A 22,862-nucleotide genomic window follows, 5' to 3' on the forward strand; every position below is an offset into this window, starting at 1 on the left:
GCCCCCTTACGCCTGGCCCATGGCCGAGGCGGGCATGCTGCGGTTGGCCCGGCGTTCGGCGCCGTTAAAGACGCGGTCCGACAGGCTGGTCAGGATCAGATAGAGGCAACCGCCAGCGATGAAGAACAGGAAATATTGCCGCGTCGAGCCCGCCGCCACCTGGCTGGTGCGCATCAGTTCGGCAAGGCCGGTGACGGAGATCAGCGCCGAATCCTTGAGGCTGAGCTGCCAGACATTGCCGAGGCCGGGAATGGCGAAGCGAAGCACCTGCGGCATGATGATGCGGCGAAAGCGCATGCCGCGATGCATGCCGATCGCCGAGGCGGCTTCGAGTTCGCCCTTGGAAATGGCGAGGAAGGCACCGCGGAACACTTCCGCCTGATAGGAACCGGAAATGATGCCGACGGCAAGCGCGCCGGCGGCAAAGGAGGGCAGGCCGAGGAAGCCTTCGTAGCCCATCGCCTTGCCGATCGAGGTGACGGCCGAGGAGCCGCCGAAATAGATGAGGTAGATAATCAGCAGTTCCGGCACGCCGCGAAACACGGTGGTGTAGACGTTGCCGAGCGCGACGAGGATAGGATTGCCGGAGAGTTTCGCTGCCGCGACGATCGCGCCCAGCACGGCGCCGATTGCAAGCGCCGTCGCGGTGACGGCGAGCGTCATCAGGGCGGCGACAATAAGCAGCGCGCCCCATCCCGTCGAGCCGAAGCCGAGCAGTTCCAAGCTTGCCATATCGTCCGTTCCCCGTCCGTGGCAGTGTCTTATGGATTTGAGAATAACACGCGGTCCCCGGCGATAAAGCCGGAGACCGGTGCCCGCGGCCAAGTGGCCGGAGGCTTATTGCTGCGGGCTGACGTCCATCTTGAACCACTTCATCGAAAGGGTCTTGACCGTGCCGTCGGCAAGAGCCGACTTGATCGCCTCGTTGAACTTGTCGCGCAGTTCCGTATCGGCCTTGCGGATGCCGAGACCTTCGCCCTCGCCCCAGATCGAGCCGGCGATCTCAGGGCCGGTGAAGGCGAGCGCACCGTTGGCGGCCTGGAAGGCGTTGGCGAAATAGACGGCATCGTCGAAGCCGAGGTCAATACGGCCGTTCTGCAGGTCAAGGTCGCGATCGGCGCCGGTCTTGTATTCGCGGATCTCAGCGATGTCGCCGAAATTGTCATAGACGAACTTGGCGTAGACGGTCGCCGCCTGAATGCCGATCGTCTTGCCCTTGAACAGCTCCTTCAACGCCTCGATCTCCTTCACGCCGGTCTGACCTGGCGTCATCTTGATCGTGGCGCCGGTGCCGGCGGCATTGGCGAGCGGGCTGTCCTTGGCGGTGGCGAAGGCGGCCGGCGTGGCGGCATAGGGAATGGTGAAGTCGATCACCTGCCGGCGCTCTTCGGTAATCGACAGCGCATCCATGATGACGTCGAACTTGCCGGCGTTGAGCGCCGGGATCATGCCGTCCCAGTCGGAGGCGACGAGCGTGCATTCGATCTTGGCGCGTTCGCAGAGCACCTTGGCAAGCTCCGGCTCGAAGCCGCCGAGCGTGCCGTCGGCATTGGTGAGGTTCCAGGGCGCATAGGCGCCCTCAAGCGTGATGGTCGCCTTCGTCCAGTCCTTGGAAAAGGCGGGCGCTGCGAAAGCGGAAAGAGCGGCGACGCCGCAAAACAGGATTGCGCTGAATTTCATCGATGAATTCTCCTCTGGAGTTGAAACAGACCTTGCGGCACCAACGCCGATCTTCGCCGGCTTGCCCCTTCCGTCCTATTTTCATGCAAGGACCGATTGGGAGGTTGTATATGGTACCATATGAGATATTTTGTGATATGCAAGAGAAAAGTCGATTTAAACGGCGATTGTCATTCGTGCAGAAGGAATAGGCAATGAAGCGTTCCGGGGAGATGAAGCGCGAACTGGCGGGCAATGACACCACGCCGCTTTATGCCGGCGTCAAGCAGGTGATCCTCGACCGCATCCACAGCGGCGAGTGGCCGCCGAAATACCGGGTGCCGTCGGAGAACGAGCTGGTCGTCGAACTCGGCGTCAGCAAGATGACCGCCAACCGGGCGCTGCGCGAACTTGCCAATGAGGGCGAACTCGTGCGCATCCAGGGCGTCGGGTCCTTCGTCGCCGAGCGAAAGGGTTATTCGGCGCTGTTCGAGGTGCGCAACATCGCCGAGGAAATCGCCGAGCGCGGCCATGTCCACGAGGCTTCCGTCGTCGTTCTCGCCCAGGAAACAGCCTCTCCCGAGGTTGCCGACGCCTTGGAACTTGAAATCGGCGCGGCAGTGTTCCACTCGCTGATCGTGCACAGCGAAAACGGCGTGCCGGTGCAGATCGAGGACCGCTTCGTCCATCCCGAGGCCGCCCCCGAATATCTCGCCCAGGATTTCACGATCGTGACGCCGAACGCCTATCTGACGGCGGCCGCCCCGCTCAGCGGCTCCGAGCACGTCGTCGAGGCGGCGATGCCGCAGGCCTGGGAATGCAAGCTGCTGACCATATTGAAGACCGAACCCTGCCTGACAATCCGCCGGCGCACATGGTCGGCAAAGCAGGTGGTCTCGACCGCCCGCCTCGTCTACCCCGGCTATCGCTACCGGCTCGAGGCCCGCAGCGGCAAGATGTTTGAAGAGTAAATCACCGTCATCTTGTATATGGAACTTGCCGCCTATTGCGAGGCTGGCGTGAACCGCGCCACCAGCGCGTGACGATCGCCGGGATAGGTGAAGCGCACGTGGGTCACCGGGCCGGCGCCGCTCCAGGTGCGGCGTTCGACCACCAGACAGGCGGTGTTGCGCGCAATTTCGAGTGCCGCGGCCACTTCGGCACCGGCTGATATGGCGTGGATCCGATGTTCGGCCGTGCTCCACGGCACCTGGTTGAGCAGCCATGGCCCCGGCGCCATTGTCAGAAAATCGACATCGGCGGCTTCAGGCACGGTCGCGAGGCTGATCAGCCGTTCCTCCAGGCAGAAGGGCCGCGCTCCGGCATTGTGGATGCAGACGACCTCGACGACCGAGGACGCCACCGGCAATTCCAGCCGGCTTCTGTCTTCCGCTTTGGCCTTGCGGCATGTCTTCTTCGACACCGCATAGGAGTAGGGCAGGTTCAGCGACTGCACTTCGGCCTTGATGTCGTGGATTTCGAGAACGGCCGATTGCGCCTGCGGCTGGGTGACGAAGCTGCCGGATTTCTTGCGACGCTCGATGAGGCCGGCCTTGGCGAGCTGGGTCAGCACCTTGTTCACCGTCATGCGCGAGCAATCATACTGCGTCGCAAGATCGACCTCGAAAGGAATACGGTGCCCCGGCGGCCATTCGCCCGAGACGATACGGCCCTCGATCTCGCCGAGAATGCGCTGGTGCAGGGTCAGATCCCGGCTTTGGTTCATCGCCACGTTCCGATTGGTTCCCCGATCTAAATCCGATACCCGCCTGTGAAAAGCGCTTTTTCAAGCAGCCAACAATTCGCCCATCGCCGCGAGGAAACGCCGGTCGATCGCGTCGCGCCCGACATGGCGCCCGCCCGCCACCTGCTTGCGGCCGCGCGCCCAGACGCAGTCGACCGAAATGCCGCCGGCAAACAGCCAATGATCGAGGATTTGGTCGCCGGAAAGGTAGGGAACGGCTGAAATATCGAGCGAAACGAGATCGGCAGCATGGCCCTCGACGAGACCGGCCGGTGCCTTCAATGCCGCGCCGCCGCCGGCAAGCGCCTGGGTGAACAGGGAAATCGCCGTCGAGCCGCCGGGTGCTGCTGCGACGACATTGCGGGCGCGCAGCGCCAGACGCTGCGAATATTCGAGCTGGCGCAATTCTCCGGGCAGCGAGATCAGCACATTGGAATCCGAACCGATGCCGTAGCGCCCGCCCTCCGCAAGGAAAAGCGGCGCGGCAAAGGCGCCGTCGCCAAGATTGGCCTCGGTGACCGGGCAGAGGCCGGCGATCGCCCCGCTTCTCGCCATCCGCCGCGTCTCGTCCTCGCTCATGTGGGTCGCATGGATCAGGCACCAGCGCCGGTCGACCGGCATATGATCGAGCAGCCATTCCACGGGACGCGCACCCGACCACGCGATGCAGTCCTCGACCTCCTTCACCTGCTCGGCGACATGGATATGAATGGGGCCGCCGCCCGCCATCGGCACCAGTCTTGCAAGTTCCTCCGGCGTCACGGCCCGCAGGCTGTGCGGCGCGAGCCCGAGTTCGGCGCCGTCGAGCCGGCCTGTCACCGCCCGGCACCCTTCCATCAGCCTTTCGAAGCTTTCGAGCGAATTGATGAAACGCCGCTGGCCGTCGATCGGCGCAACGCCCCCGAATCCGGAATGGGCATAAAAGACCGGTATAAGCGTCAGGCCGATACCCGTCTCTTCGCTTGCCGCGCCGATGCGTTCGGCAAGCTCGGCGATATTGGCGTAAGCGCTGCCATCCGGGTCGTGATGGAGATAGTGGAACTCGCCGACGCGGGAAAAACCGGCCTCCAGCATCTCGGCATAGAGCTTGGCGGCGACCGCCTCGACGTGCTCCGGCGTCATCGCCAAAGCGAATTTGTACATCACCGTGCGCCAGCTCCAGAAGCTGTCATTGGCAGGCCCGCGCACTTCGGCAAGACCCGCCATCGCCCGCTGGAAGGCATGGCTGTGCAGATTGCCCATGGCGGGAACGACGAGAGCATGGCGTTCGTCGCCCGGCGCAGGAGAAACGCTCGCCTCAAGCCGCGCGATGCGCCCAGCTTCGAGCGTCAGCCGCACATCCTTCTGCCAGCCTTGCGGGGTCAGGGCTGTCGCTGCGTGAAGTGTGGTCATGACCTCATTCTCCTTCTGTCGCGCCGCCGATCTTTCTTTTCCAGAAAAGCGCGCAAAATTTCTCTTGTCACCTAGCGATTATGTATATACATGTTTCGACATAAGGAAAGGCGCAAAGCTGATGACCGGGAACAATTTTTCAGAGGAAGCCCCATCCGCAGACATGAGGCCGGTACTGTGGCGTAATGCGCGGCTGGCGACCCTCGCGTCTGACAGGGCGGGTCTCGGCATCGTCGAAAAGGGCGCCCTGCTCACTGAAAACGGCCGCATCGCCTTTGCCGGCGCCGAAAGCGAATTGCCGGCATCCGCCATCGAGCAATCCCAGATCGTCGATCTCGAGGGCCGCTGGGTCACCCCCGGTCTCGTCGACTGCCACACCCATGTCGTTCACGGCGGCAATCGGGCCCGCGAATTCGAGATGCGCCTGGCCGGCGCGACCTATGAGGAGATCGCCCGGGCCGGCGGCGGCATCGTCTCCTCCGTCAAGGCGACCAATGCGCTGTCTGTCGAGGAGCTTGTCGCCGAAGCCCTGCCGCGGCTCGATACGCTGCTTGGCGAAGGCGTCACCACGATCGAGGTCAAATCCGGCTATGGGCTCAGCCGGATCGGTGAAGTGAAGATGCTGCAGAGCGCCCGCCTGCTCGGCCATATCAGGCCGGTCCGCGTCGCCACCAGCTATCTCGGCGCACACGCGACGCCAGTGGAATATAGGGGCCGCAACGGCGATTATCTCGACGATGTCGTGCTGCCCGGCCTTGACGACGTTCACAATCTCGGCCTTGCCGATGCCGTCGACGGCTTCTGCGAAGGCATCGCCTTTTCCACGACCGAGATCGCCCGCGTCTTCGACAAGGCGAAAGAGCTTGGCCTGCCGGTCAAGCTGCATGCCGAGCAGCTCTCCAATCTCGGTGGCGCCAAGCTCGCCGCCTCATATGGCGCGCTTTCGGCGGATCATCTGGAATATCTCGATGAGGATGGCGTTGCCGCGATGGCTGCCTCCGGCACCGTCGCCGTACTCCTGCCCGGCGCCTTCTACGCCATCCATGAGAAGCAGAAGCCGCCGGTAGAGGCGCTGCGCCAGGCAGGGGTGCCGATCGCGATCGCCACCGATTGCAATCCCGGCACCTCGCCGCTGACCTCGATGCTGCTGACCATGAACATGTCGGCGACGCTCTTCGGCCTCACCGTCGAGGAGTGCATCGCCGGCGCCACCCGAGAAGGCGCCCGTGCGCTGGGCCTCATCGCCGAGACCGGAACGATAGAGCTTGGCAAATCGGCTGATCTCGCCGTCTGGAATGTCGAAAGCCTCGCCGAGCTCGTCTACCGCATCGGCTTCAACCCGCTTCACGAACGTGTCTTCAAGGGCGAAAGGAACGGCCGATGACCATCACGCTCCACCCGGGCTCCGTCTCCCTCAGAGATCTCGAGAGGATCTACTGGACAGGCGAACCTGCTAGGCTCGATCGCTCTTTCGATGCCGGCATAATCAAGGCGGCAGCCCGCATTGGCGAGATCGCAGCCGGCAACGCGCCTGTTTACGGCATCAATACGGGCTTCGGCAAACTCGCCTCGATCAAGATCGACAGCGCCGACGTCGCCACGTTGCAGCGCAATCTCATCCTCTCGCATTGCTGCGGCATCGGCGCGCCGCTGCCCGAGGATATCGTCCGGCTGATCATGGCGCTGAAGCTGGTCTCGCTCGGACGTGGCGCCTCCGGTGTGCGGCTGGAACTGGTGCGGCTGATCGAAGGCATGCTCGAGAAGGGCGTCATTCCGCTGATTCCGGAAAAAGGGTCTGTCGGCGCCTCCGGCGATCTCGCGCCGCTTGCCCATATGGCGGCGGTGATGATGGGCGAGGCCGAAGCCTTCTTTGCCGGCGAACGCTTTCCCGGTGCGCTGGCCTTGGAAAGGGCCGGGCTGAAACCGGTCGTGCTCGCCGCCAAGGAGGGCCTGGCGCTGATCAACGGCACCCAGGCCTCGACGGCCTTGGCGCTTGCCGGCCTTTTCCGCGCCCATCGAGCCGCCCAATCCGCATTAATTACCGGCGCCATGTCAACCGACGCCGCCATGGGCTCCTCGGCGCCCTTCCACGCCGATATTCACAGCCTGCGCGGCCATAAGGGCCAGATCGATACAGCAGCCGCGCTTCGCGGCCTGCTCGAAAACTCCGTGATCCGCCAGAGCCATATCGAGGGCGACGAGCGTGTGCAGGATCCCTATTGCATCCGCTGCCAGCCGCAGGTCGACGGCGCCTGCCTCGATCTCTTGCGCTCGGTCGCCCGCACACTCGAAATCGAGGCTAATGCGGTCACCGACAATCCGCTGGTGCTGTCGGACAATTCCGTCGTGTCCGGCGGCAACTTTCACGCCGAACCCGTCGCCTTCGCCGCCGACCAGATCGCGCTTGCCGTCTGCGAGATCGGCGCGATCTCGCAGCGCCGCATCGCGCTTTTGGTCGACCCCACGCTCTCCTACGGCCTACCGGCCTTCCTGGCCAAGAAGCCGGGCCTGAACTCCGGCCTGATGATCGCGGAGGTCACTTCGGCGGCGCTGATGTCGGAGAACAAGCAGATGTCGCACCCGGCTTCGGTCGATTCGACGCCGACCTCGGCCAACCAGGAAGACCATGTCTCCATGGCCTGCCACGGCGCTCGCCGTCTACTTGTCATGACCGAGAACCTATTTGGCATCATCGGCATCGAAGCGCTGACCGCCGCCCAGGGCGTCGAGCTGCGCGCGCCGTTGGCGACGAGCCCGGAGCTTATGAAGGCGATCGCGGCGATCCGCAGCAAAGTGCCGAGCCTCGAGAGCGACCGCTATATGGCGGATGACCTCGCCGCCGCTGCCGAGCTGGTGGGGACGGGCGCGCTGAATGCCGCCGTTTCCTCGGGCATCTTGCCGGTTCTGGAGGGCTGATCGTGATGTATGTGCACTTGGTACCCCCCTATGCCCTGCCGGGCATCTCCCCCACAGGTGGGGAGATCGGCTGGGCAGCCCCGCGCGCTCTAACATCGATTGTTTGGGGAGATACTATCCGCGCGTCGATCTCCCCCCTTGTGGGGGAGATGTCCGGCAGGACAGAGGGGGGTGACACCCTCAGCGCTGGAGCGCTTTGCCTATGAGTGTCGCACCATACGAAATCCATCGGGGCACCTCCCCCGTCATCCTCGCTTTCCCCCATACCGGCACCGACGTGTCGCCGGGGATCGCCGACCGGCTCAACGACAATGGCAGGATCCTCGCCGATACCGACTGGCACATCCACCGGCTCTATGGCGGCCTGCTCGACGATGTCACGACCGTGCGCGCCACCTTCCACCGCTACGTGATCGACGCCAACCGCGATCCGCAGGGCGTCAGTCTCTATCCCGGCCAGAACACCACCGGCCTTGTCCCGGAAACGGACTTCGATGGCAAACCGATCTGGAAGGATGGGCAGGCGCCTGACGAGGCCGATATCGCCGCGCGGCTGCGGGATTTTCATGCGCCCTATCACGCCGCTCTTGCCGCCGAGATCGAACGTGTAAAGGCAATCCATCGCGTTGTGATTCTCTATGATTGCCACTCCATCCGCTCGCATATTCCCTTCCTATTCGAGGGCAAGCTGCCGGATTTCAATATCGGCACTGACATGGGCAGGACCTGCGACGGCGCCATCGAGCAGGCGACGCTCACGGTTGTCGAAGCCGCCGAAGGCTATGACAGCGTGCTCAACGGCCGCTTCAAGGGCGGCTGGACGACCCGACACTATGGCCGGCCCGAAACCGGCGTGCATGCCATCCAGATGGAGCTCGCACAATCAACGCATCTTCAAACCGAGGCGCCGCCCTTCGCCTATGACGCCGCCAAGGCGGACAGGCTTCGCGTCCATCTCAAAGACATTCTGGTGCGCATCGAACAGATCGCGCCGGGCCTCAAGCGCTAAGATCACTCGACAGGGAACCGTCATGACCAATCCACGCCACAACATCCGCGAAATCCGCGCGCCACGCGGCAGCGATCTCAATGCCAAGAGCTGGATGACCGAAGCGCCGTTGCGCATGCTGATGAACAATCTCGATCCCGACGTCGCCGAAAACCCGAACGAGCTCGTCGTCTATGGCGGCATCGGCCGCGCCGCCCGCACTTGGGAAGATTTCGACCGCATCGTCGCGACGCTGAAGACGTTGACGGAAGAGGAAACGCTGCTGGTGCAGTCCGGAAAGCCGGTCGGCGTCTTCCGCACCCACAAGGATGCGCCGCGCGTGTTGATCGCCAATTCCAATCTCGTGCCACATTGGGCGACCTGGGATCATTTTAACGAGCTGGATAAGAAGGGCCTTGCCATGTACGGCCAGATGACGGCCGGTTCGTGGATCTATATCGGCACGCAGGGCATCGTGCAGGGCACTTACGAGACCTTCGTCGAGGCCGGCCGCCAGCATTATGGCGGCAATCTCAAGGGCAAATGGATCCTGACCGGCGGCCTCGGCGGCATGGGCGGCGCCCAGCCGCTCGCCGCCGTCATGGCCGGCGCCTGCTGCCTCGCCGTCGAATGCAATCCGGATTCGATCGATTTCCGGCTGCGCACCCGCTATCTCGACGCCAAGGCCGAAACGCTCGACGAAGCGCTTGCGATGATCGACGCCTGGACCAAGGCCGGCGAAGCCAAGTCCGTCGGCCTGCTTGGCAACGCCGCCGAAATCCTGCCGGAAATGGTTCGCCGCGGCATCCGCCCCGATATCGTCACCGACCAGACCTCGGCACATGACCCGATCAACGGCTACTTGCCGAAGGGCTGGACGATGGCCGAATGGAAGGCCAAGCGCGAAAGCGATCCGAAGGCGGTGGAAAAGGCCGCGCGCGCCTCGATGCGCGAACATGTCGAGGCGATGATCGCCTTCTGGAACGCCGGCATCCCAACGCTCGACTACGGCAACAATATCCGCCAGGTCGCCAAGGATGAAGGCCTGGAAAACGCCTTCGCCTTCCCGGGCTTCGTGCCCGCCTATATAAGACCGCTGTTTTGCCGCGGCGTCGGCCCATTCCGTTGGGCTGCGCTATCGGGCAATCCGGAGGATATCTACAAGACCGACGCCAAGGTGAAGGAACTGCTGCCCGACAACAAGCATCTGCACAATTGGCTCGACATGGCCAGGGAGCGCATCGCCTTCCAGGGCCTGCCGGCGCGCATCTGCTGGGTCGGCCTCGGCGACCGCCACCGCCTGGCATTGGCCTTCAATGAGATGGTCAAGAACGGCGAGCTTTCCGCGCCGATCGTCATTGGCCGCGACCACCTCGATTCGGGTTCCGTCGCCTCGCCGAACCGCGAGACGGAGGCGATGAAGGACGGTTCCGACGCCGTCTCCGATTGGCCGCTCCTGAACGCCCTGCTCAACACCGCTTCGGGCGCCACCTGGGTGTCGCTGCACCACGGCGGCGGCGTCGGCATGGGCTTCTCCCAGCACTCTGGCGTGGTTATCTGCGCGGATGGCACTGATGATGCGGCCAAGCGTCTCGAGCGCGTGCTCTGGAACGATCCGGCGACCGGCGTCATGCGCCACGCCGACGCCGGCTATGACATCGCCATCGACTGCGCCCGGGACAAGGGCCTGCGCCTGCCCGCCATTCTCGGGAACTGAGCGGCGTGAGGATCCTGCGCGCCGGCGATCACAAGCGCATGCCGTGGAAGAATGGCAAGGGAGAGACGGTGGAGATCGCCGTCTTTCCGCCTAGTGCTTCGATCGATGGCTTCGATTGGCGCATCAGCATGGCAACGGTCGCGGAAGACGGACCGTTCTCGATTTTTCCGGGCATTGACCGGACGCTGGCGGTCCTCGAGGGCAACGGCATGGTGCTCGCGATCGACGGCCGCGCCCCGGCGCTGCTGACGACGCAAAGCGCTCCTCTTTCCTTCCCCGCTGATATCCCCGTCACCGCCACACTCGATCACGGCGCGATCACCGATCTCAACGTCATGACGCGCCGGGGCGGTCTCACCCATAGCCTGACCCGAGTCGAAATCGACGGCGCTACGCGCGTACCGTTACCGTCGCCGACATGCCTGTTGCTTTGCCATCGCGGCGCGGCGTCTTTCCGGCGGAATGGCGAGACCGGGATGCTGAGAGATGGCGACGCGCTGCTGATCGAGGACGCGACGGCGACGGCGCTGGAAATCGACGGCGAGGCCATCGCTTATCTCGTCGCAATTGCCACGGACTGACATCGTGCAAGTATCTGTAAACACAGGACGATCTTGCAAAAACCGTGGCCTGAGCACCGACCACTGCCGTTTCGGGCCGTAGACGCCATTCCCGCTTTCGGTCTAAACTTTGCCCTTCTGATGCAGAAGAAGACCTAGACTGCCCGTGACATCAGGGCGGCAAGGGAGCAGGTGTGACGGATCCATACGATATTCTCGGCGTTGAACGCGATGCAGACGAGGCGAAGCTGAAGGCGGCTTACCGTCGCCTGGCAAAGGTCGCCCATCCTGATTCGGGCGGCGATACGGAAGCCTTCGACAATCTGCAGAAGGCCTATGCGCTGCTGCTCGATCCGGTCCGGCGCAAGGTCTATGACGATACCGGCTATGACGTCGAGTTCGCCGATGCGGCCGAGTTGCAGGCGCTTGTGATGATCGAGAAGCTCGTGACCGACGCCGTTCTCGACGAGCGGGCGCCGGGCAGTTTTGATCCGGTCGCCGTCATGCAGGAAAGCCTCTCCGAGGAACTGCGCAAGGCGCGGTTCAGCAAGAGCGAGCTGGAACGCCACGCGTCGCGCGTCGGCCTGCATCTGGAGCGGTTGGAAAAGCAGTCCGGGCGCGATGTGCTCGCCCATATGTTCCGCGCCCGCATCGAAGCGATTTCCAAGGCGGTCGCGGAAACCGAGGCGAAGATCAAGGCGGCCGAACGTGCCGCCGACATGCTGAGCGGTTATGTCTACGATCTCGATCCATCGCTGCTGCCGGAGGCTTCGGTCACCAATCTCGAATGGATCGAGACCTCCAGAAACCGCTCCACCGGCTGACGGCAGAGCGTGCTTGATCTCAATAAGACAGTTTTGGATACCAGTCCGGTGCGCGGCCTTCCGGCGTCGCATCGAGCACGGTCCAGAGCGGCATCAGGTCGGGCGCGCCGCGTGGATCCTCGCCGGGATCGGCCGTCGCTTCGCCCATCTCCTCGCTCCAGAAATGGCGGATGGTGCCGTCGCGCCGCGTGAAGACGTTGAAGGCGGCGCCATCGCTGCCGTCCCTGCCGATCGCGCGGTAGTCGCGGCTGTATTCATCGGTCATATCCGAGTAGAGCGGCAGGTGATGCCAGCCGCGCTCCTTCTTGAAAGCGAGCAGCCTTTCGATCGGCGAGCGGGCGACGACGGCAAGCGCCACGCGTTGCTGGATGTCGGGCACTTCGCCGTCCCAGGCCGACAGCAGCGAGGTGCACATCGGGCACGGACGCTCGCGCTCAGGGCCGTACATGTAGCTGTAGACAACCAGCGTGTCCTTGTCGGCGAAGAGCTCGCTGAAGGATACCGGGCCGTTACTGCCTTCGAAACGATAATCCTTTTTCACCTCGCCGCCCGGCGGCAGCGCCCGGCGCTGTCTCGCCACGCGTTCGATATGCCGGCGCAATTCAATCTCTTCGGCCAGCAGCGCGTCACGCGCGATACGATATTCCTCGCTCTCATTCGGGAAACGGGCGCCATTCTTGGCCGCGAGTACGGCCGCGGGTAACAGCTGTCGACTATCCATGACGATATCCTCCTGTCGTTGCCTGATGATGTGCTGACCGTAAGGAATTTCAGCATATCCTTAGAATGACGAATGGCGGATACGAAAATCGACAGCGCCGAGACGAAAAATCCCGCTTCGGAATCCCGAAATTCCCTCGCTTCGGGATTCCGAAATTCGAGCCGGTTTGCGCGGTGTCTCCGTGGAGAAATAGTCAAGGACTTCAATCCCCCAACCTATTTCGGGATTCCGAAGCGCTATATAGATCTTGGTGGGTATTCACGCTCGCTACACACAAACTGCTCGGACGCACTGATGCCTGAAAAGCAAAAAGGGCGCTCGACCCTTGCGGGGAGCGCCCTTATCCTGTCGGACAGCGAACAGCTCGACGACGTCGATACCGGGCGCATCCATTTTTCAGGCAGGACCGCTATATGGACGCTTGCATTCGCCGTTTCAAGGGGTTTTTGCATCATCTTTAGCGAGCGGCCGCTAGAGAGCGGCGCCGGTCACCGGATTGACCACCGGCCGCTCGCTTTTGTCTCCATCCCCAGCCGGCTGCACGGTCGTTGGCGCCATCGATTCCGCGTCGCCGGGTTCCGGCTTGCCGGGAACGGCATTGACATCCTTGGGGCGGCGCTGCTCGGGCTTTACGTTTTCATCATTCGTCGACATTGTCTGTCTCCTTCCCGGGAAGAAGTCAGAGCCATCGACATGGTTCCCGCGGCGGATGGAGGATTACCGATGCTTGAGAGATTTCTGCTGCAGGGGCCGCAGGATGCGCGCTTCACCATCCTGCTCGCCCATGGCGCCGGCGCGCCGATGGATTCGGCGTCGATGACAGCGGCAGCGGACGCGCTTGCCGGCGTCGGCTTTCGCGTCGTCAGGTTCGAATTCTCCTATATGGCCGCTCGCCGCTCTGAGGAAGGCCGCAAGCCGCCGCCGCGCGCCGAAACGCTCAACCCCGAATATGAGGCGGCGATTGCCGCACTTGGCGCCGGCGGTCCTCTCATCATCGGCGGCAAGTCGATGGGCGGACGAGTTGCGAGCATGGTCGCAGACCGTCTCTATGACACGGGGAAGATCGCCGGTCTGCTCTGCCTGGGCTATCCCTTCCATCCCCCCGACCAGCCAGCCAAGCTGCGCACCGGCCATCTCGCAGGGCTCAAGACGCCCACGCTGATCTGCCAGGGAACGCGCGACGAGTTCGGCACGAAGGACGAAGTGCCGGGCTACGCCCTTTCCGAGCGGATCGAGGTCCTCTGGCTCGAGGACGGCGATCACGACCTCAAGCCGCGCAAGAAGATTTCCGGCTTCTCCGCCGCCGACCACCTTGCGACTATGGCAAAGACGGCAAAGGCATGGGCCGAGCGCCTGCCGGTTTAAACATCTACCTTGCGGCCGTCAGTCGCCGCCGGGTGGAAAGCTTTCTGACATCGATGCGCCGGTCGGCGGCGAAAACGGTGATTTCGAAATGATCGGCCTGCACCACGTCGCGGATATTCCTGGGCCGGTGCGCCGCGACGTTCACCCCACCCCTCAGCCGCACACTGTCGTAGAGGATGCCGGCGCCGCCGCTGGCGCGCACCTGTTCGCCGAGCACCTGCGATGCAGCATAGCTCGCGCCGTCATAGACGTCGGGCCGCAGCGCCTGCTCGCCGCGAATGTCGAGATAATTGCCGATCAGGGTGGCGGCATAGCTTCGATAGCTGCGCGCCATCGTCGCCACCCCACGCGCCACGGCCTCGCGCCTCAGATGATGGCCGACCTCGGCGGCAGCCGTCTTCAGATTGCCGGCGGCATACCAGGCGCCAAGATCGGGGCCGTTGAAGCGCATCCCGCCGGGTGCGACATGCAGGAATGCCGCCATCACGATACTGGCGTTCGGACTGCCGTAGACCCACTCGTTTTCGGGAAGCCGCCGGATGCGATCTGCCACGAGCCGGTCATTGGTCCATCCCACAAGCTCCATCACGGCTTCGAGATCGGCCGCCCTCGCCACCGTATCGAAGAGACCGATCGGCGGAAATTGCGACGGGATCAGCCGGTAGGACGGATGCGGCGCCTCGGCAAAACGCTCGCTCACCGGAAGACGATGTCCGTGTCTTCGTAAGGCGTGAATGCCTCGTCGAGCCTGTTCGGCGGCATGTAGAGCCCGCCGCGCGCGCCGTCGAGGAAGCGGCGCACGGTCATCAGCCCGTCCTGGGTTCCGCTTGTCACGATATCAAGCGGCGGATGGCCGCCGAAAACCGGCGCCTGATGCGGCGCGCGCAGCCAGGCGACGCCGGCGCGTTCGTCGGCAAACAGAACGCCGAGCGCCTGGTGGATGCCGAGCACGGCGGAGATCCGGGTCAGCGTATCGACGTCGAGGGTGAAAGCGCCGTGCTCGCGCGCCTGCTTGGCCCAGCTGTGATAGGTCGAGCGGGAGGGATAGCCGAGCACGAGCAGACGCTGTTCTTCGGTGAGCCCCCAGAGATCGGCGATCGCCAAAAAGGTTCGCAAGGCCGGCGGGCTCAGCCGTCTTCGGTTTGCCGGTGCAAACCGCTCCGCATCCAGCCGCTCCGGCTCCTGTTCCCTGCGTCTTGCCTGTTGCATAAATATCTCCTGTCTTGAACTAGATTTAGTCCAAATCTGGGCATCGGGCAAGCAAATTGGAAGAGTGATTTCAGGAAAGCTCCCCCGCCGCTTCCCGAATTGTCTGCATCAGGATCGATTGCGGCGCCGACGGCACGGAATCGGCGCGCATCGTCAGCCCGACCGGTCCTTTGGTTTCGCCGGTGTCGATCGGCAGAAGCGCCAGCCGCCCATCGGCGACATCGCCTGCTACCACGCCGTTGGAAATGATCCAGATCGCATCGCTTGCCCGCAGAAAGGCGCGGCCGAACGAATCCGATACCGTCTCGATCTGGTTCGGCAGACTGGAGATGCCGTTGGCGATGAGGAAATTTTCGACGACCGGCCGGATGATCGAGCCGCGCGTCGGCATCAATACCGTGTAGTCGCCGAAGCCCGAAAACGGCGATTGCCGACGCCTCAGCAGCGGGTGGCCGATCCGCACGGCAAACACCACCTGTTCGGAATAAAGATGCTCGAAGGAGAAACCCGCCATCTTTTCGGCGCCGGCGAGGCGTCCGACGACGAGATCGAGGTCGCCGACGCGAAGCTCCTCCAGCAGCACGGCGTTTTCGCCGGTGACGATCTTCACCCGGCTCCGCATCCTTTCCTTAAGGAAGAGTTCCATCGCCCGCGGCATGATGCGCGACGAGACCGTCGGCAGGGCGCCGACCCGGATCGGCGGCGCGTCGGCGAACTGCTCCTGCGAGACGGAATCGAGACCCTGGCGCAGCGCCGTCAGCGCCGCCCCGGCATGCCGCAGGAAAACCTCGCCGTAGCGGGTAATCTTGATGCCACGGCCGTCGCGCTCGAAGACGTCGACGCCCAACACCTGTTCCAGTTCACGGATCGTCTTCGTCACCGCCGGCTGGCTGACATGCAGCAACTCGGCCGCCTTCATGACGCTCTTTTGTCGAGCCACCTCTACAAAGGTCTGCAGATGGCGAAACTTGACGCGGCTGTCGATCATCGGCTTCCATAACTCCGAGGTTATCGAAATTCCTTAAAATATCATTTTACTTAACCGGATCAACCGTTCAGTTTTGTCGTCAAGAGGTGTAGGAAGTTCAACGAGAGTCATCCTCGGACTTGAGCCGAGAAGCCACAGCGCGGCTGCTGGTGGATGTCGTGTGGATGCTCGGGTCAAGCCCGAGCATGACGGAGGGTGGGAAGGCACAAGAGCCATTCGGCTAGCCTATGGCCGAATCCATATGACGCGGGCAGAAAAGAAAGTTCGGTTTTGTGAACACGTGATGCGGCGTGTCACTTTTAGACGAGAAGAATTCGGCGGGAAGGCCAGCTTCACATTCCGTCATCCTCGGGCTTGACCTGAGGATCCATGCCGCGGCTGTTGGTGGGCGCCGTATGGATGCTCCGGTCAAGCCCAAGCATGACGGAGGGGTGGTGTGCGTGACTCGAACAGGGAGAAGCGACGTGCAGTTCGCCCGCATAAACGACGTGACCATCCATTATCAGCTCATCGGCGCTCCCGCCGACCGGCCGGTGATCGTCTTCATCAATTCGCTCGGAACGGATTTCCGCATCTGGCGCGACGTGGTGGTGCGGCTTGCCGGCGACTATGCCATCGTGCTCTACGACAAGCGCGGCCACGGCCTTTCCGACGTCGGCCAGCTTCCCTCGTCCATCGAGGACCATGCGACCGATCTTGCCGGCCTGCTTGATCTTCTGGCGGTAAAAGCTGCCGTCATCTGCGGCCTCTCTGTCGGCGGTCTCATTGCCCAGTCGCTCTATCAGCGCCGGCCGGATCTCGTCGGCGCGCTACTCCTTTGCGATACCGCCCATAAGATCGGCACTGCTGAGAGCTGGAACGCCCGCCTCGCCGCCGTTGAAGGAAAGGGCATCGGCAGCATCGTCGACGCCGTCATGGAGCGCTGGTTCACGCCTGCCTTTCGCCGGCCCGAGAACACCGCCTATTCAGGCTATTGCAACATGCTGACGCGGCAGCCGGTCGAGGGTTATGTCGCCGCCTGCGAAGCGATCCGCGACGCAGATTTCACCGAAGCGGCCAAGTCGATCGCTGTGCCGACAATCTGCATCGTCGGCGACCAGGACGGCTCGACGCCGCCCGATCTCGTGCTTTCCACGGCGCGGCTGATCCCGGGCGCCCGTTACGAGATCATCCGCGATTGCGCCCATATTCCCTGTGTCGAGCAGCCGGAGGCGCTGACGGCGATCATCCGCGCATTCCTCACATCGATTTCGCCTGGAGAAAGCAGCCCATGAACGAGACCCCTTCCGAACGTTACCGGCAGGGCATGGCGACCCGCCGCGCCGTGCTCGGCGATGCCCATGTCGACCGTGCCGCAGCCAGCGAGACCGCCTTCGACCGCCCCTTCCAGGAACTGATCACCGAAGCCGCCTGGGGCCATGTCTGGTCGCGCCCGGCGCTGACCAAGCGCGAGCGCTCGATCGTCACCATTGCCCTTCTCGCAGCGCTCGGCCAGGATGAGGAGGTCGCCATGCATGTGCGCGCCACCGCCAATACGGGTGCGAGCCGCGAGGATATTTGCGAGGCGCTCTTACATGTGGCGATCTATGCCGGCGTTCCTGCTGCCAATCACGCCATCAGGATCGCAAAACAGGCCTTTGCGCAAATGGACGCCGAAAAGGCGGCCTGAGGGGGAAACATGTCCGAACGAGCAAACAGCAAGCCGGAGACCGGCGCCTTCTTCGCCCGCGACCGCGCCTGGCACGCGCCGGCGCTGACCCCGGGCTACAAAACCTCCGTTCTGCGCTCGCCGCAGCGTGCCCTGCTGTCGCTCGACGGCACGATCTCGGAAACGACAGGCCCGGTCTTCGGTCATTCGATGATCGGCGAACTCGACAACGACCTGATCCTGAACTATGCGCGCCCCGGCGAAAGCGCGATCGGCGAGCGCATCATCGTCCATGGCCGCGTGCTCGACGAGCGCGCCAAGCCGGTGGCGGGCGCCCTGGTCGAGTTCTGGCAGGCCAATGCCGGCGGGCGCTATCGCCACAAAAAGGAAACCTATCTCGCCGCGATCGATCCGAATTTCGGCGGCTGCGGCCGCGCCATCACCGACGCGGAAGGCCGCTACCATTTCCGCACCGTGCGGCCCGGCGCCTATCCCTGGCCGAACGGCGTCAACGACTGGCGCCCCGCCCATATCCACTTCTCGATCTTCGGCCACGGCTTTGCCCAGCGCCTGATCACCCAGATGTATTTCGAGGGCGATCCTATGATCTGGAAATGTCCGATCGTCGGCACGATCCCCGACAAGGCGGCGATCGAGAAGCTGATTGCGCCGCTCGACTGGGGCAATACGATTCCGATGGATTCACGCGCTTATAAATTCGATATCGTGCTGCGCGGGCGCCGCTCGACGATGTTTGAAAACAGGCTGGAGGGCAACTGATCATGCAGCAGCTCGGCTACCTCAAGGAAACCCCATCGCAGACGGCCGGCCCCTACGTCCATATCGGTCTGACGCCGAATTTCTGCAACATAACGGGCGTCTATGACAGCGATCTCGGCACGCGGATGCTCAACGACAAGACGCTCGGCGAACGCATTACCGTCACCGGCCGCATCTTCGACGGCGCCGGTGCCGTGGTGCGCGACGCCGTCGTCGAGATCTGGCAGGCCGACAGCGCCGGCCTCTACAACAGCCCATCGGAAATGCGCGGCGCCGCCGACCCGAATTTCACCGGCTGGGGCCGCTGCCCGACCCGCGCCGAGGACGGCGTCTACAGCTTCGAAACCATCAAGCCCGGCCGCGTCCCCTTCAAGGACAGTCGCAGACAGGCGCCGCACATCACCTTCTGGATCGTCGCCCGCGGCATCAATATCGGCCTGCATACGCGCATGTATTTTCCGGAGGAGACCGAAGCCAACGCCGGCGATCCGCTGCTTCTGCGCATCGAACATCGCGAGCGCGTCGCAACCCTGGTCGCCATCCGCGACGGCGCGACCTGCCATTTCGACATCCATCTGCAGGGGCCGAAGGAAACGGTATTTCTGGATATTTGAGGATAGGCGGGCTACGTTCGGAGAGCTCCGCGCGAATAGCCCCCTCACCCTGCCCTCTCCCCGAGGGGGTCCGAAGAACGGGTCGAGACCGGCGGCTCGACCCCCGGGTCGGCGTCCACCCCTGCACTTTTGCCTGAAATGCTCGAATAGAGGCATCCATGACCGCATCGCCCTTCGACCACCCCTTCCTCTCCGGCCTCGTCGGTGACGATGAAATTGCACCCTACTTCTCCGCCGAGGCCGATATCCGCGCCATGCTCTCCTTCGAGGCGGCGCTCGCCAGGGCCGAGGCCGTGCATGGCCTCATCCCCGGCGATGCCGCAACGAAGATTGCCGAAGCCTGCGCCGGTTTTTCTCCGGATCTCACCAGCCTTCGCGCGGCAACCGCAAAAGACGGGGTCGTCGTCCCCGAGCTCGTCAAGCAGCTGCGCGAAGCTGTCGGCGAGGAAGCGGGCAAAAGCCTTCATCTCGGCGCCACCAGCCAGGACGTCGTCGACACTAGCCTGATGATCCGCCTGAAAGCAGTGGTTTTCCTGTTTGCCGGCCGGCTTTCCGCCATCTTTGCGACCTTCGACGGGCTCGACCGGCAGTTCGGCCGCAACCGCCTGATGGGCCATACCCGCATGCAGGCGGCGATTCCGATTACCGTTTCCGACCGTCTCAATGCCTGGCGCGCGCCGCTCGCGACCTATCGCGACCGCCTGACCGAGCAAAGCTTCCCAGTCCAGTTCGGAGGTGCTGCCGGCACGCTCGACAAGCTTGGGCCACAGGCTGCGGCCGTCCGTGCTTTACTCGCCCAGGAGCTCGGCCTTACCGACATCAGGCAGTGGCAGAGCGCGCGTCTGCCGATCGCCGATATCGCCGGCCTGTTCACTTCAATTTCGGGCAGCCTCGGCAAGATGGGACAGGATGTCGCGCTGCTCGCCGAGATGGGGGGCGAGATTGAAATGTCGGGCGGCGGCACCTCCTCAGCCATGGCGCACAAGCAGAATCCGGTTGCCGCCGAAGTGCTCGTCTCGCTCGCCCGCTTCAACGCCACGGCGCTTTCCGGCATCCATCAATCCCTCATCCACGAACAGGAACGTTCTGGAGCGGCCTGGACGCTCGAATGGCTGCTCCTGCCCGAAATGACAATGGCGACCGCCGCCAGCCTGCGGCTGGCAAAGGAGCTGACGGGGAATATCAGAAGACTTGGAACCGCCTGAGGTGACGGCTCGAGGTCCGGCAGCGGCAAAGTCGGAGCGGAGCTTCGGGGGCGTTGGGGCGGCAATTGTTTTTTTGGTCGCGCGCAACCATCTAATAGGCATGACTTGCGGAAAACGCCCCGCCCGAGCAGCCCGTTTACCGAAAACCAACCATACTGGGTTGCTTTCCGAAGCGAAAGCCGATTGCTTAGGAGAATATACTTCTTCTTCCGCTAGCGGTTAGGAGAACGAAAGGGGGCGCAGGCAAACTCGTGGAATTCTGCTGCTTCGCATCGGGATAAACTATGATTACGATGGCGATGCGGGAAGGCCGGTTTGAAAAACGATGACGACAGAACTGTTTCAAGTTAAATTTTGGGGCGTCCGCGGCAGTATTCCCGTATCCGGCCCTGAATTCGACCGCTACGGCGGCAACACTTCCTGCATCGAGATTCGCTGCGGAAAACATCGGATGCTTTTCGACGCCGGTTCCGGCCTGCGCGAGGCGGGGCTGTCGCTGCTCGCCGACGGCGTCAGTGACGTGGATCTGTTCTTCAGCCACTGCCACTACGACCACATCATCGGCCTGCCCTTCTTCAAGGCGATCTATTATCCCTCGATCAACGTCAACATCTGGTCCGGCCATCTCGACGGGAAGATGAGCACCAGGGAAATGGTCGAGCAGTTCATCAGCCCGCCCTGGTTTCCAGTCAAAACCGACATCTGTCAGGCGACGATGAACTTCCGCGATTTCCATGCCGGTCAGGTTCTGACCCCGCATGAGGGCATCGAGATCAGGACTTTCACGCTGAACCACCCGGGCGGGGCCATCGGCTACCGTATCGAATGGCAAGGCCGCTCGATCGCTCTCATCTACGATATCGAGCATACCCCCGGCACTCACGATCCGGTCTCCCTGGAGATGATGCAGGGCGCCGATCTCGTCGTCTATGACTGCACCTACAATGAAGACGAGATGCAGCGCTTCAAGGGCTTCGGCCATTCGACCTGGCAGCACGGCACCGAGCTCGCCAAAATGGCGGGCGCCAAGCGCTTCGCCCTGTTCCACCACGCCCCCTCCCGCACGGACGAACAGCTGGCCGAGATGGAAGCGCAGGCCGAGGCCGCTTTCCCCGGCGCCTTCGCCGCCCGCGACAACCAGACCGTTGTGATTTAGGCAGTACGCCGGCGCAAGGAGGCGCCGGCCCATTTGTGCCTTGCTGACGGAACAGATGCCGGGTCCGACCGTTTCCCCGGCAGCGCAAGATCGATGAAACGGGGTATCAGCCATGACCGTGCTCTCCGGACAATGCCTTTGCGGGCAGGTGCAGCTTTCTGTGCGGGGCGAACCGTTGCGCGTCGGAATCTGTCATTGCACCGACTGCCGAAAGGAAAGCGGTTCGGCCTTCACCTTCTATGGAATTTGGCCCGCCAGTCAGTTTGAACATTCCGGCGAAACGGGCGAATTCCACGGCCGACGCTTCTGCACCGGCTGCGGTTCGCGTCTGTTTTCCGCCGATGACGAAGAGGCCGAAATCAAGCTCGGCACCCTCTCGGAGGCGCCGACGCCGCTCGTGCCGCGCTACGAACTGTGGATCAAACGCCGCGAAGCATGGCTGCGACCAGTGGAGGGCGCAGAGCAGTACGAGGAGGACCGAACGTGAACCGGACCACGCTCGTCCGGCATCAGTTCGTTACGGTCGCAGGTATCGAGACTTTTTACCGTGAAGCCGGACCACGGGATGCGCCGGTCCTGTTGCTGCCGCACGGCTATCCCTGCTCGTCCTACGAATTCCGTAATCTCATGCCCCGCCTTGCCGACCGCTGGCGCTTGATCGCCCCGGATTTCCCGGGCGCGGGCTATAGCGGCACGCCCGACGGTTTCGACTACAGCTTCGATGGCTATGCCGCCTGGCTGGAGGCTTTTATCGGCGTGCTCGATCTCGACCGCTTCGCCCTCTATCTCCATGATTTCGGCTCTCCGATCGGAGCGCGGCTAGCAATCAGAAACCCCAGCCGCATCGTGGCGCTGATCATCCAGAATGGCGATATTCCCTATGAGGATGCGCTCGGCCCGAAATATGCTGACATCGAGGCGACGTGGGCGCTCCCACGCGCGGAGATGAGGAGGGCGCTGGCGGAAGCAATCAGCGAGGAGACATTCCGGGAGGAATTCCTCAACGACCTGCCGCCGCCTCTGGCCGACGCTATCCCGCCGGATCTCTGGAAGCTGCACTGGTCGCTGATCACGCCGCGGCGCAAGGAAATCGCCATCGACCTGATCGCCGGGTTGAAGGAGAATCGCGCCTGGTTCCCCGAACACCGGAGATACCTGAGGGAATACCGGCCGCCGACCTTGATCGTCTGGGGGCCGAACGACCACTATATGCCGGAAATGTCGGCACGCGCCTATCTCCGTGATCTGCCGGATGCCGAACTGCATCTGCTCGACGGCGGGCATTGGCTGCTCGAGACGCATCTGGATGAAGCCGCAGCCCTCATGCGGGACTTCCTCGGGCGCGTTCATCCCGGCTGATCGAGTGCTTTAATTGC

Annotated in this window: 25 protein-coding genes; 16 read left to right on the forward strand and 9 right to left on the reverse strand. The window is 63.2% G+C overall.

The features are described from left to right. Positions 1-6: 6 nt before the first annotated feature. Both FFR93_RS31740 and FFR93_RS31745 read right to left on the reverse strand, forming a co-directional pair. Entirely contained in the window at positions 7-732 is a 726-nt protein-coding gene (locus tag FFR93_RS31740) for an ABC transporter permease subunit (RefSeq protein ID WP_138396114.1), read from the reverse strand. Between the two features lie 105 nt (positions 733-837). Then, positions 838-1,680, reverse strand: a complete 843-nt coding sequence (locus tag FFR93_RS31745; protein ID WP_138396116.1) for a transporter substrate-binding domain-containing protein — start codon at positions 1,678-1,680, stop codon at positions 838-840. A gap of 194 nt (positions 1,681-1,874) precedes the next feature. On the opposite strand from FFR93_RS31745, the gene hutC (FFR93_RS31750) reads away from it, so the two are divergent. Further along, entirely contained in the window at positions 1,875-2,630 is a 756-nt protein-coding gene (hutC, locus tag FFR93_RS31750) for a histidine utilization repressor (protein ID WP_064707301.1), read from the forward strand. 32 nt (positions 2,631-2,662) lie between these two features. On the opposite strand, the gene hutC (FFR93_RS31755) is transcribed toward hutC (FFR93_RS31750), so the two are convergent. After that, the gene (gene hutC, locus FFR93_RS31755; RefSeq protein WP_138396117.1) at positions 2,663-3,385 is read right to left on the reverse strand and encodes a histidine utilization repressor; all 723 of its coding nucleotides are present in this window, start codon (positions 3,383-3,385) and stop codon (positions 2,663-2,665) included. Positions 3,386-3,445: 60 nt separating this feature from the next. Continuing rightward, a complete protein-coding gene (locus tag FFR93_RS31760) occupies positions 3,446-4,795 on the reverse strand; it encodes a formimidoylglutamate deiminase (RefSeq protein WP_138396118.1) in 1,350 nt (449 codons plus the stop codon). Positions 4,796-4,916: 121 nt separating this feature from the next. Between FFR93_RS31760 and hutI the strand changes: the two genes are divergently transcribed. The 6 genes from hutI (at position 4,917) to FFR93_RS31795 (ending at position 11,800) form a co-directional block, all read left to right on the forward strand. Next, entirely contained in the window at positions 4,917-6,179 is a 1,263-nt protein-coding gene (hutI, locus tag FFR93_RS31765; RefSeq protein ID WP_138396120.1) for an imidazolonepropionase, read from the forward strand. After that, positions 6,176-7,711 (forward strand): histidine ammonia-lyase, encoded by a 1,536-nt coding sequence (gene hutH, locus FFR93_RS31770; RefSeq protein ID WP_138396122.1) that lies wholly within the window; start codon positions 6,176-6,178, stop codon positions 7,709-7,711. Before hutI ends, hutH begins: the two co-directional genes overlap by 4 nt. Positions 7,712-7,913: 202 nt before the next feature. Next, a complete protein-coding gene (gene hutG / locus FFR93_RS31780) occupies positions 7,914-8,720 on the forward strand; it encodes an N-formylglutamate deformylase (protein ID WP_138396123.1) in 807 nt (268 codons plus the stop codon). A 22-nt stretch (positions 8,721-8,742) separates the two neighbouring features. Further along, complete coding sequence (gene hutU / locus FFR93_RS31785; RefSeq protein WP_064707307.1) at positions 8,743-10,416, forward strand: urocanate hydratase; 1,674 nt, start codon at positions 8,743-8,745, stop codon at positions 10,414-10,416. 5 nt (positions 10,417-10,421) lie between these two features. Then, positions 10,422-10,997 (forward strand): HutD family protein, encoded by a 576-nt coding sequence (locus tag FFR93_RS31790; RefSeq protein WP_138396125.1) that lies wholly within the window; start codon positions 10,422-10,424, stop codon positions 10,995-10,997. 173 nt (positions 10,998-11,170) lie between these two features. Then, a complete protein-coding gene (locus tag FFR93_RS31795; RefSeq protein ID WP_011427926.1) occupies positions 11,171-11,800 on the forward strand; it encodes a J domain-containing protein in 630 nt (209 codons plus the stop codon). A 19-nt stretch (positions 11,801-11,819) separates the two neighbouring features. Here FFR93_RS31795 and FFR93_RS31800 read toward each other — a convergent pair whose 3' ends face one another. Both FFR93_RS31800 and FFR93_RS31805 read right to left on the reverse strand, forming a co-directional pair. Beyond that, a complete protein-coding gene (locus FFR93_RS31800) occupies positions 11,820-12,521 on the reverse strand; it encodes a DUF899 family protein (RefSeq protein WP_138396127.1) in 702 nt (233 codons plus the stop codon). A 471-nt stretch (positions 12,522-12,992) separates the two neighbouring features. Beyond that, the gene (locus FFR93_RS31805; protein ID WP_138396128.1) at positions 12,993-13,175 is read right to left on the reverse strand and encodes a hypothetical protein; all 183 of its coding nucleotides are present in this window, start codon (positions 13,173-13,175) and stop codon (positions 12,993-12,995) included. Between the two features lie 69 nt (positions 13,176-13,244). On the opposite strand from FFR93_RS31805, the gene FFR93_RS31810 reads away from it, so the two are divergent. Then, entirely contained in the window at positions 13,245-13,886 is a 642-nt protein-coding gene (locus FFR93_RS31810) for an alpha/beta fold hydrolase (protein ID WP_138396130.1), read from the forward strand. A gap of 4 nt (positions 13,887-13,890) precedes the next feature. Here the strand turns inward: FFR93_RS31810 and FFR93_RS31815 are convergent, their stop codons facing one another. From FFR93_RS31815 to pcaQ, 3 genes are all read right to left on the reverse strand, one after another. Next, positions 13,891-14,586, reverse strand: a complete 696-nt coding sequence (locus FFR93_RS31815; RefSeq protein WP_138396131.1) for an RES family NAD+ phosphorylase — start codon at positions 14,584-14,586, stop codon at positions 13,891-13,893. After that, complete coding sequence (locus FFR93_RS31820; protein ID WP_064707313.1) at positions 14,583-15,095, reverse strand: MbcA/ParS/Xre antitoxin family protein; 513 nt, start codon at positions 15,093-15,095, stop codon at positions 14,583-14,585. Before FFR93_RS31820 ends, FFR93_RS31815 begins: the two co-directional genes overlap by 4 nt. 70 nt (positions 15,096-15,165) lie before the next feature. Further along, positions 15,166-16,083: a pca operon transcription factor PcaQ gene (gene pcaQ / locus FFR93_RS31825; RefSeq protein ID WP_064707314.1), complete on the reverse strand. Its 918-nt coding sequence runs from the start codon at positions 16,081-16,083 to the stop codon at positions 15,166-15,168. A 464-nt stretch (positions 16,084-16,547) separates the two neighbouring features. Between pcaQ and pcaD the strand changes: the two genes are divergently transcribed. The 8 genes from pcaD to FFR93_RS31865 all read left to right on the forward strand — a co-directional run bounded on the left by pcaD (position 16,548) and on the right by FFR93_RS31865 (position 22,845). After that, entirely contained in the window at positions 16,548-17,357 is an 810-nt protein-coding gene (pcaD, locus tag FFR93_RS31830; RefSeq protein ID WP_138396133.1) for a 3-oxoadipate enol-lactonase, read from the forward strand. After that, the gene (gene pcaC, locus FFR93_RS31835; RefSeq protein WP_064707316.1) at positions 17,354-17,752 is read left to right on the forward strand and encodes a 4-carboxymuconolactone decarboxylase; all 399 of its coding nucleotides are present in this window, start codon (positions 17,354-17,356) and stop codon (positions 17,750-17,752) included. The genes pcaD and pcaC overlap by 4 nt, the downstream gene beginning before the upstream one ends. A gap of 9 nt (positions 17,753-17,761) precedes the next feature. Continuing rightward, positions 17,762-18,511 (forward strand): protocatechuate 3,4-dioxygenase subunit beta, encoded by a 750-nt coding sequence (pcaH, locus tag FFR93_RS31840; RefSeq protein ID WP_138396135.1) that lies wholly within the window; start codon positions 17,762-17,764, stop codon positions 18,509-18,511. 2 nt (positions 18,512-18,513) lie between these two features. Then, on the forward strand, positions 18,514-19,125 hold the full coding sequence (pcaG, locus tag FFR93_RS31845; protein ID WP_138396136.1) for a protocatechuate 3,4-dioxygenase subunit alpha: 612 nt from the start codon (positions 18,514-18,516) through the stop codon (positions 19,123-19,125). Between the two features lie 158 nt (positions 19,126-19,283). Continuing rightward, the gene (locus tag FFR93_RS31850; protein WP_138396138.1) at positions 19,284-20,330 is read left to right on the forward strand and encodes a 3-carboxy-cis,cis-muconate cycloisomerase; all 1,047 of its coding nucleotides are present in this window, start codon (positions 19,284-19,286) and stop codon (positions 20,328-20,330) included. Positions 20,331-20,655: 325 nt separating this feature from the next. Continuing rightward, positions 20,656-21,486 (forward strand): MBL fold metallo-hydrolase, encoded by an 831-nt coding sequence (locus tag FFR93_RS31855; protein ID WP_138396139.1) that lies wholly within the window; start codon positions 20,656-20,658, stop codon positions 21,484-21,486. A gap of 112 nt (positions 21,487-21,598) precedes the next feature. After that, positions 21,599-21,973, forward strand: coding sequence for a GFA family protein (locus FFR93_RS31860; RefSeq protein WP_064707321.1), 375 nt, complete (start codon positions 21,599-21,601; stop codon positions 21,971-21,973). Continuing rightward, positions 21,970-22,845 carry an alpha/beta hydrolase gene (locus FFR93_RS31865; RefSeq protein WP_246569454.1) on the forward strand — a complete coding sequence of 292 codons (876 nt, stop codon included), beginning with the start codon at positions 21,970-21,972 and terminating at the stop codon, positions 22,843-22,845. Before FFR93_RS31860 ends, FFR93_RS31865 begins: the two co-directional genes overlap by 4 nt. The last annotated feature ends 17 nt before the right edge of the window (positions 22,846-22,862 follow it).

It is taken from the genome of Rhizobium sp. MHM7A, assembly GCF_005862215.1.
GTDB lineage: Bacteria > Pseudomonadota > Alphaproteobacteria > Rhizobiales > Rhizobiaceae > Rhizobium > Rhizobium bangladeshense.

What these genes read in the sequence shown, in the direction of transcription:
- hutU (WP_064707307.1), top strand. Translation starts at nt 8,743, where the DNA reads ATGACCAATCCACGCCACAACATCCGCGAAATCCGCGCGCCACGCGGC.
- hutI (WP_138396120.1), top strand. Translation starts at nt 4,917, where the DNA reads ATGACCGGGAACAATTTTTCAGAGGAAGCCCCATCCGCAGACATGAGG.
- FFR93_RS31740 (WP_138396114.1), bottom strand. Translation starts at nt 732, where the DNA reads ATGGCAAGCTTGGAACTGCTCGGCTTCGGCTCGACGGGATGGGGCGCG.
- FFR93_RS31850 (WP_138396138.1), top strand. Translation starts at nt 19,284, where the DNA reads ATGACCGCATCGCCCTTCGACCACCCCTTCCTCTCCGGCCTCGTCGGT.
- pcaQ (WP_064707314.1), bottom strand. Translation starts at nt 16,083, where the DNA reads ATGATCGACAGCCGCGTCAAGTTTCGCCATCTGCAGACCTTTGTAGAG.
- FFR93_RS31805 (WP_138396128.1), bottom strand. Translation starts at nt 13,175, where the DNA reads ATGTCGACGAATGATGAAAACGTAAAGCCCGAGCAGCGCCGCCCCAAG.
- hutH (WP_138396122.1), top strand. Translation starts at nt 6,176, where the DNA reads ATGACCATCACGCTCCACCCGGGCTCCGTCTCCCTCAGAGATCTCGAG.
- FFR93_RS31810 (WP_138396130.1), top strand. Translation starts at nt 13,245, where the DNA reads ATGCTTGAGAGATTTCTGCTGCAGGGGCCGCAGGATGCGCGCTTCACC.
- pcaC (WP_064707316.1), top strand. Translation starts at nt 17,354, where the DNA reads ATGAACGAGACCCCTTCCGAACGTTACCGGCAGGGCATGGCGACCCGC.
- hutC (WP_064707301.1), top strand. Translation starts at nt 1,875, where the DNA reads ATGAAGCGTTCCGGGGAGATGAAGCGCGAACTGGCGGGCAATGACACC.
- pcaH (WP_138396135.1), top strand. Translation starts at nt 17,762, where the DNA reads ATGTCCGAACGAGCAAACAGCAAGCCGGAGACCGGCGCCTTCTTCGCC.
- FFR93_RS31860 (WP_064707321.1), top strand. Translation starts at nt 21,599, where the DNA reads ATGACCGTGCTCTCCGGACAATGCCTTTGCGGGCAGGTGCAGCTTTCT.
- pcaG (WP_138396136.1), top strand. Translation starts at nt 18,514, where the DNA reads ATGCAGCAGCTCGGCTACCTCAAGGAAACCCCATCGCAGACGGCCGGC.
- FFR93_RS31855 (WP_138396139.1), top strand. Translation starts at nt 20,656, where the DNA reads ATGACGACAGAACTGTTTCAAGTTAAATTTTGGGGCGTCCGCGGCAGT.
- FFR93_RS31745 (WP_138396116.1), bottom strand. Translation starts at nt 1,680, where the DNA reads ATGAAATTCAGCGCAATCCTGTTTTGCGGCGTCGCCGCTCTTTCCGCT.
- hutG (WP_138396123.1), top strand. Translation starts at nt 7,914, where the DNA reads ATGAGTGTCGCACCATACGAAATCCATCGGGGCACCTCCCCCGTCATC.
- FFR93_RS31800 (WP_138396127.1), bottom strand. Translation starts at nt 12,521, where the DNA reads ATGGATAGTCGACAGCTGTTACCCGCGGCCGTACTCGCGGCCAAGAAT.
- hutC (WP_138396117.1), bottom strand. Translation starts at nt 3,385, where the DNA reads ATGAACCAAAGCCGGGATCTGACCCTGCACCAGCGCATTCTCGGCGAG.
- FFR93_RS31760 (WP_138396118.1), bottom strand. Translation starts at nt 4,795, where the DNA reads ATGACCACACTTCACGCAGCGACAGCCCTGACCCCGCAAGGCTGGCAG.
- FFR93_RS31820 (WP_064707313.1), bottom strand. Translation starts at nt 15,095, where the DNA reads ATGCAACAGGCAAGACGCAGGGAACAGGAGCCGGAGCGGCTGGATGCG.